The sequence below is a fragment of the Paenibacillus wynnii genome (genome assembly GCF_030812855.1).
GTDB classification, from domain to species: Bacteria; Bacillota; Bacilli; order Paenibacillales; family Paenibacillaceae; genus Paenibacillus_AQ; species Paenibacillus_AQ wynnii_A.
Genome location: NZ_JAUSTK010000009.1, coordinates 48,889 through 60,910 on the forward strand (window position 1 = coordinate 48,889; position 12,022 = coordinate 60,910).

General features: G+C 47.1%; 11 protein-coding genes. All 11 read left to right on the plus strand.

The genetic code is table 11. The features are described 5' to 3' along the window. The first annotated feature begins 43 nt into the window (after window positions 1-43). The 11 genes from galU (at window position 44) to J2T20_RS11325 (ending at window position 12,022) form a co-directional block, all read left to right on the plus strand. The gene (gene galU, locus J2T20_RS11275) at window positions 44-934 is read left to right on the plus strand and encodes a UTP--glucose-1-phosphate uridylyltransferase GalU (protein WP_307588340.1); all 891 of its coding nucleotides are present in this window, start codon (window positions 44-46) and stop codon (window positions 932-934) included. A gap of 57 nt (window positions 935-991) precedes the next feature. Further along, window positions 992-1,684, plus strand: a complete 693-nt coding sequence (locus J2T20_RS11280) for a sugar transferase (protein WP_307588342.1) — start codon at window positions 992-994, stop codon at window positions 1,682-1,684. Window positions 1,685-1,709: 25 nt separating this feature from the next. After that, window positions 1,710-2,645, plus strand: a complete 936-nt coding sequence (locus J2T20_RS11285) for a glycosyltransferase (protein ID WP_307588344.1) — start codon at window positions 1,710-1,712, stop codon at window positions 2,643-2,645. 9 nt (window positions 2,646-2,654) lie between these two features. Beyond that, window positions 2,655-3,968 (plus strand): O-antigen ligase family protein, encoded by a 1,314-nt coding sequence (locus J2T20_RS11290; protein WP_307588345.1) that lies wholly within the window; start codon window positions 2,655-2,657, stop codon window positions 3,966-3,968. Window positions 3,969-3,997: 29 nt separating this feature from the next. Then, window positions 3,998-4,771 carry a WecB/TagA/CpsF family glycosyltransferase gene (locus J2T20_RS11295; RefSeq protein ID WP_307588347.1) on the plus strand — a complete coding sequence of 258 codons (774 nt, stop codon included), beginning with the start codon at window positions 3,998-4,000 and terminating at the stop codon, window positions 4,769-4,771. Next, a complete protein-coding gene (locus tag J2T20_RS11300; protein ID WP_307588349.1) occupies window positions 4,768-6,255 on the plus strand; it encodes an O-antigen ligase family protein in 1,488 nt (495 codons plus the stop codon). The genes J2T20_RS11295 and J2T20_RS11300 overlap by 4 nt, the downstream gene beginning before the upstream one ends. Then, window positions 6,221-7,606 (plus strand): lipopolysaccharide biosynthesis protein, encoded by a 1,386-nt coding sequence (locus J2T20_RS11305; RefSeq protein ID WP_307588351.1) that lies wholly within the window; start codon window positions 6,221-6,223, stop codon window positions 7,604-7,606. The genes J2T20_RS11300 and J2T20_RS11305 overlap by 35 nt, the downstream gene beginning before the upstream one ends. A 51-nt stretch (window positions 7,607-7,657) precedes the next feature. Then, window positions 7,658-8,512: a glycosyltransferase family 2 protein gene (locus J2T20_RS11310; RefSeq protein WP_307588353.1), complete on the plus strand. Its 855-nt coding sequence runs from the start codon at window positions 7,658-7,660 to the stop codon at window positions 8,510-8,512. Beyond that, the gene (locus J2T20_RS11315; protein WP_307588355.1) at window positions 8,499-9,692 is read left to right on the plus strand and encodes a glycosyltransferase family 4 protein; all 1,194 of its coding nucleotides are present in this window, start codon (window positions 8,499-8,501) and stop codon (window positions 9,690-9,692) included. The genes J2T20_RS11310 and J2T20_RS11315 overlap by 14 nt, the downstream gene beginning before the upstream one ends. Further along, window positions 9,686-10,825 carry a glycosyltransferase family 4 protein gene (locus tag J2T20_RS11320; protein ID WP_307588358.1) on the plus strand — a complete coding sequence of 380 codons (1,140 nt, stop codon included), beginning with the start codon at window positions 9,686-9,688 and terminating at the stop codon, window positions 10,823-10,825. Before J2T20_RS11315 ends, J2T20_RS11320 begins: the two co-directional genes overlap by 7 nt. Before the next feature lie 96 nt (window positions 10,826-10,921). Next, window positions 10,922-12,022: a glycosyltransferase gene (locus tag J2T20_RS11325; RefSeq protein ID WP_307588360.1), complete on the plus strand. Its 1,101-nt coding sequence runs from the start codon at window positions 10,922-10,924 to the stop codon at window positions 12,020-12,022.

Here is a 12,022-nt window from a genome sequence, read left to right on the forward strand (position 1 = left end):
TCAATGAAGTCTATGCTAACAAAACTTTTAGGAGGTTAGTGCGATGAAAAAGGTCAAAAAAGTAATTATCCCTGCAGCTGGGCTAGGAACGCGCTTTCTTCCTGCAACCAAAGCGATGCCTAAGGAAATGCTTCCTATCATCAACAAACCTACGATTCAGTACATTGTGGAGGAAGCGATCGCTTCCGGTATTGAAGACATCATTATTGTTACCGGTAAAGGTAAAAGAGCCATTGAAGATCATTTCGATAACAACTTTGAATTGGAGCAGCGTCTGCTGGAGGATGGCAAGATGGAGCTGCTAAAAGAAGTTCAGCGTTCCTCCAAGGTTGAGATTCACTATATTCGTCAAAAAGAACCGAAGGGCTTGGGTCACGCGGTATGGTGTGCCAGACGATTTATCGGTGACGAACCTTTTGGCGTTATGCTCGGTGATGATATTGTAACGGGTCAGACGCCTTGCCTTAAGCAGTTGATCGATCAATATGAAGAAACGCAAAATTCGGTAATCGGCGTACAGATGGTTCCTGACGAATTCACCAACCGCTACGGGATTATCGAACCTGACTTTCAGGAAGATCGATTGTACCGGGTTAGCAACTTTGTAGAAAAACCACCGCTAGGAACGGCTCCTTCTAATCTGGCGATCATGGGCCGGTATGTATTTACACCTAAGATTTTCAAGTATCTCGATCTGCAGGAGAAAGGCGCTGGAGGCGAAATACAGCTGACGGACGCCATCCAAAAGCTGAATCAAAGTGAGCGGGTATATGCCTATAACTTTGATGGCACGAGATATGATGTGGGCGAACGCTTAGGATATATTTTGACCACATTAGAGTTCGCATTACAAAAAGAAGATTTGCGTTACCCTTTGATGGACGCAATGGCGGAATGGTTAAGCAAGGCTGGACAAACAGCCGTGAACGGGTAAGAAAATTCATCATGCGAAGCAGGAGCTTCGTACAATCCAAGGAGGAATGAGGAGAAAATGAGCATGCAAAAACAGCCGGAAGATTATGAGTACGTCCTGCCGAAACTTTACATGCTGCATGCCAAGGAAGGAACGAAAGAAACGGATTCCTATCTTGTATTGAAACGGATGATTGACATCATTTTCTCCGCTCTTGGTCTTCTTGTGTTGCTGCCCTTATTCGTCGTAGTTGCCGTACTGATTAAGCTGGAAGATCCGAAGGGTAAAGTCTTCTTCCGGCAGAATCGTGTAGGTAAAGATGAGAAGCAGTTCCCAATGTATAAGTTCAGATCTATGGTATCGAATGCCGAGGAGCTGAAGAAGAATTTGTTAGCCCATAACGAGGTAAGCGGTGCGATGTTCAAGATTAAGAACGATCCCCGTATTACACGGACAGGAAGATTCTTGCGCAAGACGAGCATTGACGAACTGCCCCAGCTGTGGAATGTGCTGATCGGCCACATGAGTCTGGTAGGTCCGCGGCCTCCACTTCCTGATGAGGTAGCTGAGTATACGGAATACGACAAGCAACGTCTTACAGTAACGCCGGGCTGTACGGGATATTGGCAGGTACATGCCAGAAACAGCGTGGGTTTTGATGAGATGGTGCAACTGGATTTAACTTATATTCATATGCGCAGCACCATGCTTGATTTAAAGATTATAGCCAAGACAGGTTTAATGCTTCTTGGTTCAAAAGATGCCTATTAATTTTTTGGAAATTAGGTGAATGCCGATGCGTGAATACGGACTCGTTCCTAAGGTTTCCATTATAATCTGTACTTACAATCGGGCAGGTTTACTTAACAAAACCCTTCAATCCCTAGTCTCGCTGGAGAATTTGGACCTTGCCGAAATCATTGTAGTGGATAACCGTTCCACAGATCATACAGAGACTGTTGTAAAGGAATTTATTGATAGGAACGTAGATGATATTGATACCCGATATATTTTAGAACCGGTACAGGGACTGTCCGCAGCACGGAATACAGGAATTCTGGCTTCAAAGTCTCAACTTATAGCCTTTCTGGACGACGATGCTATTCCTTGCAAGACATGGATCTCAACAATTGTGTCCACCTTTGAGGAGAGACCGGAAGTTATGGCTATGGGAGGGAGAATTGCTCCGATATTCGAGAGTAAACGTCCAGAATGGCTGATAAAGCCCTTCGAGCTCCCCTATACCATTGTCGATCTGGGCAACCGGATTCGGGAATATCCCGGACGCCTTCATCCCTGCGGAGCCAATATGGCCATGCGGAAAATCGTATTTGATCTCAGCCTGTTTCCTCTGGAACTCGGAAGAAAAGGAGAATCGCTTCTCTCAGGTGAAGAGGCCTGGCTGTTCGGACAGATGCAAAAAAAAGGGCATAACATCCTGTATCACCCATTAATGGCTGTCGATCATTTCGTACCGTCAAGTCGTTTGACGGAGTCTTGGATAATGAAACGTTATTACAGCCAGGGCATATCTAACGCTATGAAGCGGGAAGGTGTCATAGGTAATGTACTCCTGTTGGGAAAAACGGCTGCCAAAATAGCGTATGTACTGGTAGACTCCATCCTTTCAAGGAGTCAGGGAAAAAGGCTTTTGAACAAATGTCGGCTAGAGAGTATTCGCGGAACTCTGAATATGGTCTTTAATCGAAAGAGGGAATCCGCAGCGGGGTGAGGAAAAGACATGACTAATTTTCATTGGGCTTCCAAAATGATCGCCCTGCCATACGGGATGCTCTTGTTATTGTCAGCCTTGTTTCTCGGAACAGCGGTCATCTACCAACCGGTTCTAGCCATTGCAGCAGTACTTCTGATTATCCTGTTGGGTGTTTCGATTTCACGGCCTGAGTTGATCAGCTACTTCGTTCTTCTAACGACTGCAATTTCCATCAACTTTTTGTATAACGGCAGCCTGTTCGGGATGGAAATACTATCGCTGTATAAGCTGGCTATTGTCGGGTTGCTGGTACCATGCATTCTAGTGAATGGTCTGCGTTTCAGGTTGAGTTATCCTCTATGGGTGATGGTAGTCCTAGTCTTCATTACTTTCGGATTTTCCATCTGGCTGCCGCAGATGACCTCCTCCATTGCGATCAAAGCATTTATCGGACTTTCACTTCCCTTTGTATTTCTTCTAATCAACTGGAAAAAGGAAGTCGCCGAGACGCATATCCGTATCATCTGCCTTTTGCCGGCAGTAAGCCTTGTGGCAGGTGTTTTACTGCAAGCCGCTCACCTTCACAGTCTGATGGATGTAGAATTCACCGGCGCTGTACGAATACAAGGAGCGAACATTCCAGCACATCTGGCGATGCTGGCGTTCATGGGGATCGCAGTTTGCTTTATTGAAATCAAGCGAAAACCGCAGAATGCCCGTTTTTTCTACAGTATGTTGGCCTTGAATTTCTTCATTCTAATCGGAACGGGTACACGGGGTCCTATATTGGCATTGGTTTTGCTGCTTTTATACTACTTTTACGATATATCCCGTCAATATCTTAAGGGTAGAACGTACTTCCTGATCCCGCTGATTTGCTCCTTTCTTCTGATTTTTGCCGCTGTGGTTATGCAACTGGACAATATCAAAAAGCGTTCCTTTGAAAGAACGACGGAAACCGGTATTGACTTGTCAGGGCGGGCTGAGGCCTGGGAGTATTTTCTCAATAAGGCTGAGGTTTCTCCATGGACGGGAAGAGGGCTTGGAGCTGTCACTGTAGCGAATGATGGGACGTTATACAAAGGCTTTGTTGTTCCTCACAACGAATATATCCGTTTTTACTTCGATGGGGGCTACATCGGTGCCATACTGTTGCTGCTTTCCTTGCTCACTGTGTTTTCTCTAATTTACAAAGCATTGGCGCCGCCGGTCAAACCCTATTATTTGTTCTTTATTGCAGGGTTTCTAATCTATTCATTCTCTGACAACACATTGTCGACGGTCCAATTTATTATTCCATTCTGTTGGTACCTGAACTGCTTGTACCGATCTTCACAGTAGGCCGATTCCCCACAAAAAGAAGTGATACGATGAACCAAGTAAATATGTTCGATGTCAATTTCGATAACTATGATTTCATGGATCTGCTTGATTATATTGATCGGGCGATTCAAGAAAGAAATCAATCCTACATTCTAACGTGCAACGTTGACCATGTTATCAAGCTAAGAAAAGACAAGGAATTCCAAACGATTTATTCTGAGGCAGGCGCAGTGGTTGCTGATGGGATGCCGCTGATCTGGGCTTCGCGAATGCTTGGTAAACCACTCAAACAAAAGGTATCTGGAGCCGACTTGTTCAGCCGATTGGGAAATGCTTTTGAACAAAGGAAATACAGATTGTTCTTCCTGGGTTCCGCACAAGGGGTACCGGAGAAGGCGACGATGAATCTTAAAGCAGCTTATCCGCAAATCAACGTCGTTGGCTGTTACTCTCCTTCCTATGGATTTGAGAATAATGAAGAAGAGAACGAGCGAATCATCCAGATGCTTACGGATTGTCAGCCGGATATTGTATTCGTCGGTGTAGGTGCACCCAAGCAGGAAAAGTGGATTTATCGTCACTACACGTCCTATCAGGCGCCGATATCCATCGGAGTGGGAGCGACTTTTGATTTCCTCTCAGGCTCAGTTAAGCGGGCACCGGACTTCATGCAAAGAACAGGACTGGAATGGTTCTGGCGGCTTAGCCAAGAACCTGGACGACTCTGGAAAAGATATCTTGTAGACGATGCCCAATTCCTGGTCCTGCTGCTCAAGGAAATGCGCAAGCAGAAAAAGGTGAAAGGAGGAGGGCTTGAATGAATGTAAGGACAGGGAACGCGGGTAAGAAGTTCGGTGAATTCCTTTCGCCTTCCTTGCCTGTCACATTTGCAGCCATTTGTATCCTTCTTCCCCTGATGATCGGTTTTGTCAGTGCCAAGCTTAGTTCTACCAGCAGTCTTCAAGGAGTGATTTTAGCGGGTATTCTGTTTCCCGCCTTTATACTGGCGATAATGAAGCCGCGGTTATTGATTCCTTACACGCTGTTGATTTGGGCCATTGCCCCGGAGCTACGTCGCATAGCTGATTGGGCAGAGGGAGTATATCACTCGGTATCACTGCTCAGTCTGGCACCCTTGCTGACAGGAGCTACACTGGTTATTCCAGTTCTGAGGGAAATACACAAAATGAAGCGTTCCTCTAACCGGATCGTCTTATTGTTCGCAGCAGCCCTGGCTTACGGTGCCTTAATCGGTCTGGCCAAGAACGGCATGGGTTCGGTATATGATCTGGCGAATTACATTGTACCCCTGCTTTTAATTCCATTTTTTGCAGTAACGCCGTTCACTACCAAAGATATGGACCGTTTGCTTCACGCATACGCCAATATCGCAGTCATGGTGGCAATATACGGGATTATCCAGTATTTAACCGTTCCACCCTGGGATGCCTTTTGGATGAGGCACGCGGATATGATCTCCATTGGGTTCCCGTATCCACTGGAAATCCGAGTCTTCTCTACCTTGAATTCACCCGGACCTGCAGCTGCTTTTCTAGTATTCGCACTAGTGCCGATGATTCTGGAGAAAAGATGGCAGGGAAGCCTGCGCTGGATCGGAGTTCTACTCGTTGTAGTATGTCTCTTGACCACTCTAGTACGCTCGGCTTGGTTGGTTCTGCTGGTGATGCTGCTGGTGTACATCGGCTCTTCCTCCTCGAAGGGGAAATGGAAAACACTGCTTCAGATTACTTTTGTCGCTTGCGCCTTAATCTGGATCGTTCCCAAGCTCCCCGGAGCAGAAGGGCTTGTAGCCAGAATGGAGACGCTGACCTCTGTAAAAGAAGATCATTCGTATAACGAACGTCTCGGCTTATGGCAAAACATGCTTCCCATGGTCGCTGCTAATCCTGTAGGTGAAGGTATAGGCAGTGTAGGAACAGGAACCAAGCTTGGGAACGGTGGAGAGCTCGGTGAATATGGAATTATGGATAACGGGTTTATCGCACTGCTGCTAACCTTCGGGGTTGCGGGTGCCGTCTTCTTCTTCGGAGCATTGGGCGCGGTCGTTAAACAAATTGTTGTCAGAGTCATCCGTAAAGACAGTGAGCAGCCATATGCTCGACTAGCCTTGGCGGCCTGGAGCGGGGCGATAGCAAGTCTAGTATCGGACAACGGTTTTCCCGGTATGAAAGGATATCTAATCTGGATGCTGATTGGTCTCGGCCTCAGCGCTAAAGAGGTTATAGAGAGCAGAAAGAAGGGAACGCCACATGCAGCAATTGAACGCAAAATCATTTCCAGCTAACTCGGTCTGGTCTTCGTTCCGGAACTTTACGAAGAGTAAGGGCAACAGCTCAGCCGCCGTTAAGACTATGTTTGTCAGCATTCTGATCCTGCTTATTAACATGCTGACTGGTGTGCTGACCGCCCGCTATCTCGGACCGACGGGTAGAGGTGAACAGACAGCGATGGCGAGCTGGTCGCAGTTTCTGGCGTTTAGCATGAGCTTCGGTATCCCCTCGGCGTTGATCTACAATGCTAAAAAAAATCCGGATGATGCCGGTGTGCTCTATCGAATAGCCTTGTTGATTGCTCTTTTCTTCGGAAGTGCAGCAACCATTGTAGGAATGGTCGTACTGCCTTACTGGCTCAAATCATTCAGTCCGGAAGTCATACATTTCGCACAATGGACAATGATTATTTGTCCGCTAATGGTTGTCTCTCAGATCAATAATGCCACCTTACAGTTCAGAGGAGACTACAAGAAGTTCAACATGCTTCGGTATGTGATTCCTCTCCTGACCCTGATAATGATTGGCGTCTTGATTCTAACGGACACGATAAATCCATTCACAACAACAGTTGCTTATCTTTTTCCATCAGTACCGCTGTTCATTTGGCTGACGATCCATCTGTTGCGAACCTATAAAGTGAAAATGCGGGACAGTTATCTACAATTCAAGAAGTTATTCACTTATGGGTTAGGTTCTTACGGTAATGATCTATTAGGCCAGTTTTCGTACTATATAGACCAGATTATTATCGCCGGTTTGCTGAGACCCGCTGATTTAGGTCTTTATGTAGTCGCGGTAAGCCTATCACGGATGGTTAACTTTTTCTCGAACTCCATTACAGTGGTGTTGTTTCCAAAAGCCTCCGAGCTATCGAAGGAAGAAGCCATTAGTCTTACCTTCAAAGCCTTTCGGATTAGCACAACCTTCACCCTGCTGGGAGCGTTGGTCTTGATGCTGCTAGCCCCTCTAGTGATTCCGTTACTGTACGGTAAGGATTTCAACACGGCATTAACCGTATTCCGAATGCTGCTGCTGGAAGTAACGATTAGCGGAGGGACGCTCATTCTGGCACAGGTATTCATGGCACTGGGGAAACCGAAATTTGTATCCATACTTCAGGGTGTGGGCTTGATCCTGGTTATACCACTGTTATTCTTACTAGTTCCTAAATTCGGATTGTTCGGTGCAGGTGTAGCCATGCTCTCGTCAGCGATACTGCGGTTCGTATTTATCATTCTCAATATCAGATTCAACTTAAAGGTTAAAATTCCACGGTTGCTCATTAACGGGCAGGACATTCAATGGATGAAGACGACGATGAATTCTTACATTCGCAAGAAACCTATGGATGCTAACGGGTAGAGAGACGAAGTCTCCAACCCCCGGATATTTAGACAAAAGGAGGAAACTTTCATGGAGTCAGTAAAAAGCGTGCTTGGCGGCCCGGGCAGTTACCCGATTTCCGTGGTCATCATCGCTCAAGATGACGAAACTCGAATATCGAGTGCGATTCAGTCTTGCAGACTTTTCGCCGATGAGATTGTGGTTATCGACGGAGGAAGCAAGGATGGAACAGTGCAATTGGCCGAAAGCCTGAATTGCCGGGTGTTCGTCAATCCATGGCCCGGATACGCAAAGCAAAGGGAATTCGGAGTGGAACGCGCCATCCATGATTGGGTCTTCCTCATTGATACCGATGAAGTAGTAAGCAACGAATTGGCTGCGGATATTCTGGAACGCAAGCGTGGACTTTCGGATATAACAGCGGCGTATTCCCTCTATAGGATCGGTGATTTTCTGGGCAGGTGGCTGGATCGCGGTGAATACCTGGTACGACTGTATAACCGCAAACAGTACGGTATCCGTAACAGTCTAGTGCACGAAATGCCTGATGTTTCGGAGGATCGGACGGTCCGGCTTGAAGGGGTGCTGTGGCATCAAGGTTTCCGCAGCATTAACGATCATGTGTCCCGCTTCAACAAATATACCGATCTTGAAGCACAGACGGCGTATGCCAGCGGCAAGTCGTTCCGAATTACTCATCTGCTGCTTCGTCCACCGGCACGATTCATGCAGAAGTACTTCCTGCACGGATTATTCAAAAAAGGGATATCAGGCTTCGCCGTATCGGTGTTCTGGGTTATGTACGAATTCATGGTCGGCTTCAAGCATTACGAACTACAGAGTAAGAACAGGTTGGCCCAGCATAATACGAAGGGCCAGGCTGAGAAGGAGAAAAAAGGGGAGAGAAGCTATGCCGTACAGTGACGGATTGAATATTATGACGACCGGCCTTAGCTGGCCCTCGTTACAACCTGGCGGATTAAACACCTATTTCAAATCCGTTTGTGAGCAGCTCTCCTCACGAAACCGGGTGCATGCGCTGATCTGCAGTCAGGAGAAGCCAACAACCTCTGAAGAACTAATTATCCATAATGCCGGTGATCCGAAAGATGCTATATGGAAACGCAAGGATGCCTTTCAGCGTAAGGCGGCCGATCTCATGGGGAGTGGAAGTGGCCGAATTGATATCCTTTACACCCACTTTGCTCCTTATGGAATTGGTCCTGCGATGGAAGCGAAGAAACGCGGAATACCTGTAGTGATGACGTTTCACGGACCTTGGAATGAAGAAATGAAGATCGAAGGTCAGGGCATCAAACACCGGGTCAAAACAACGATTGCTAAATCTATTGAACATAAAGCCTATAAGCTGGCGGATAAGTTCATCGTTCTCAGTGAAACGTTCCGCGACATGCTTCATGATCTGCACGGAGTTCCTTTTAATAAAATCATAGTCATCCCGGGTGCTGCCAATGTAGATAGATTCGTTCCGGCAACCAATCGCTTAGCCATCCGGAGAACCTTGAATCTGCCGGAAGGCGCAACTACCGTCTTGACGGTTCGAAGACTTGTGAACCGAATGGGACTACTGCAGTTGCTAGAGGCTTGGAAGCAGGTATCGGAGCGTTTCCCCAATGCGATCCTGCTGATCGGGGGTAAAGGCCCACTGCGTGGAGAGTTGGAAGAGAAGATAGCCGACTACGGCCTAAGCAATAAAGTAAGGCTGCTCGGATACATTCCGGATCATGAACTAACAGGGTATTACCAAGCAGCGGATCTCTTTGTAGTTCCTTCACAGGCGCTTGAAGGCTTTGGACTCATTACCGTGGAAGCACTGGCGACAGGATTGCCGGTTATGGCTACACCTGTCGGGGGCAACAAGGAAATCCTGCAGGGCTTCAGACCGGAACTGCTGTTCAAGAGTCCAGCCAGTGAAGATATGGCAGAAGGCATCATCCATATGCTTAGCAATCGGAAGCTCCTTCCAACCCGTGATGAATGCAGAGATCATGTGCTCGAGAAGTATACATGGCAGCATGTAGCTGATGGAGTGGAAGCTGTATTCCGGGAAGCACTTGTAAAGGATGTGGCTGCAGGATGCTAAGAGTAGCTTATATAGACCATACCGCTAAGTGGAGCGGGGGCGAGGTAGCCTTGTTTAACATCCTAACGAACATCGGAGAGCAGATTAATCCGCTGGTCATATTGGCGGAGGAGGGTGTTCTGGCTGAACGGCTGAAGGAAAAAGGGATAGATGTACGTATTATCCCCCTGGATGAAAGTGTTCGGTCACGCGGCCGGAATGCCGTTAATATCGGCGCTCCCGGTGCACTGTTCAAACTTTTGGCTTACGGCCGGAAGCTAGCTCCTCTACTGAAACAAGAAAAAGTAGATTGTGTTCATACCAACTCATTGAAATCGGCTCTATACGGTACCATTGCTGCCAAAAAGGCCGGTATACCCTTAATCTGGCATATCCGTGATCATATCGGTGCTCCGTATTTGAAGCCCGTGGTTGCGAAAGCCATACGCCTGTTGTCACGTTTGCTACCTAACGGTGTTATCGCTAATTCCCACTCGACGCTAAATGCCTTGGAGCTACCGCGTTCCAAAAAAACACTGGTTGTCTACTCCGCCTTTGCGAAAGCCATAGGCGGCGGGATTGGGAAGAGAGATCAGAAGGATTTCAACGTATTGCTTGTCGGTCGTTTGGCGCATTGGAAGGGCCAGCATATTGTGCTGGAAGCTGCTAAGAAATTCAGCCAAGATGGACGAGTGAAATTTTGGTTGGCCGGTGATGCCTTGTTTGGAGAAGAAGAGTACAAGAAAGAATTGGTCCAAAAGATTGAGCAGGATGGATTAACTAATGTGAGCCTACTGGGTCACGTTGAAGATATACAAGGTCTCATGAACACTGCGGATTTACTGATACACACCTCAATTACACCCGAGCCATTTGGCCAGGTTATCGTTGAGGGAATGGCGGCGGGACTTCCCGTTATCGCTTCGAACGAAGGGGGTCCAGTGGAAATCGTCATCCCCGGCGAGACGGGAATGCTGATCCAACCTGGTGATCCTGACCTCTTGGCAGAATCCATTACATGGATGCTGGAACACCCTGAGGAAAGAAGAAAGATGGCGGACAATGGCATGAAGCGGGTGAAGGAGCATTTTGTAATCGAGAACACGGTCAGGGATATTGTGGACTACTACAAAGGCTTGCTGGCAAGCACCTGACCTTACGCTTCGGACAACAGCAAGGGCTTCCGAGGTAAAGCTTATTACGATGTGGTAACTCTGATGATGCTCCATAAAACTTTGAGGATGATTCACATGAAAATTGCGATAGCGCACGATTACTTAATCCAAATGGGCGGAGCGGAAAGAGTCGTGGAAGTATTCCACCATATGTATCCGGATGCTCCGATCTTCACGACGGTTTTTAACGGAAGCCGCCTGACTGACAATCTCAAAGATGCGGATATCCGAACCTCCTGGCTGCAAAAAATTCCGGGAGTGAAGACTAATTTTAAAGGGATGTTGCCACTTTACCCTATGGCCATCAAGGATTTGGACTTTAGCGGATACGACATCGTGCTCAGCTCCAGCAGTGCTTTTATGAAAAGCATTCAAGTGCCGAGTCATACATTTCATCTGTGCTACTGCCATACTCCAATGCGGTTTGCTTGGGATTATGACACTTATATGGAGCGGCAGTCCAATTCCGGGTTATTCAAAAGGCTACTTAAGGTATATATGCAGCAGCTCAAAAATTGGGATCAGCGGACATCCAAGAATGTGAATCAATTTGTAGCCAACTCTTCTGTAGTGAAGAAAAGGATTCAGAACTACTATCATCGGGACTCTGATATTATTTTCCCGCCGATTAACACAGCACGGTTTACAAGTTCAACCTCTATCGGGGACTACTATTTAATTGTTTCACGATTGGTCTCCTATAAACGTATTGATTTGGCAGTCGAAGCTTTCAGTAAAAACGGTCTTAAGCTGTACATTGTTGGCGATGGACCGGATCGTAAGCGGCTGGAAAGTATGGCTAAGAGCAATGTGTCATTTCTGGGCAGGCTTGAGGACGATCAGGTGACAGGTTTAATGGCACAATGCCGTGCGCTTATCTTTCCCGGGGAGGAAGATTTCGGTATTACTCCACTGGAGGCAAATGCTGCCGGCAGACCGGTTATCGCTTATCAGGCCGGCGGCGCACTGGATACAATCATCCCTTATGTCAACGGAGTGTTCTTCCAGCATCAAGAGGTTGACGATTTACTCGCTGCGATTCACGAAGTGGAGTCTTATTCATGGGACATCGGACAAATCATAAGTCATGCGCAAAAATTTGACGAAGAGTCATTCATGGTTAATTTCAAGCAGTACGTCGAACAGGCCTACGTAAACTTTTTAAAAGGAGGATGA

Coding starts and splice junctions, on each gene's coding strand:
- galU (WP_307588340.1), top strand. CDS start 44: ATGAAAAAGGTCAAAAAAGTAATTATCCCTGCAGCTGGGCTAGGAACG.
- J2T20_RS11280 (WP_307588342.1), top strand. CDS start 992: ATGAGCATGCAAAAACAGCCGGAAGATTATGAGTACGTCCTGCCGAAA.
- J2T20_RS11285 (WP_307588344.1), top strand. CDS start 1,710: ATGCGTGAATACGGACTCGTTCCTAAGGTTTCCATTATAATCTGTACT.
- J2T20_RS11290 (WP_307588345.1), top strand. CDS start 2,655: ATGACTAATTTTCATTGGGCTTCCAAAATGATCGCCCTGCCATACGGG.
- J2T20_RS11295 (WP_307588347.1), top strand. CDS start 3,998: ATGAACCAAGTAAATATGTTCGATGTCAATTTCGATAACTATGATTTC.
- J2T20_RS11300 (WP_307588349.1), top strand. CDS start 4,768: ATGAATGTAAGGACAGGGAACGCGGGTAAGAAGTTCGGTGAATTCCTT.
- J2T20_RS11305 (WP_307588351.1), top strand. CDS start 6,221: ATGCAGCAATTGAACGCAAAATCATTTCCAGCTAACTCGGTCTGGTCT.
- J2T20_RS11310 (WP_307588353.1), top strand. CDS start 7,658: ATGGAGTCAGTAAAAAGCGTGCTTGGCGGCCCGGGCAGTTACCCGATT.
- J2T20_RS11315 (WP_307588355.1), top strand. CDS start 8,499: ATGCCGTACAGTGACGGATTGAATATTATGACGACCGGCCTTAGCTGG.
- J2T20_RS11320 (WP_307588358.1), top strand. CDS start 9,686: ATGCTAAGAGTAGCTTATATAGACCATACCGCTAAGTGGAGCGGGGGC.
- J2T20_RS11325 (WP_307588360.1), top strand. CDS start 10,922: ATGAAAATTGCGATAGCGCACGATTACTTAATCCAAATGGGCGGAGCG.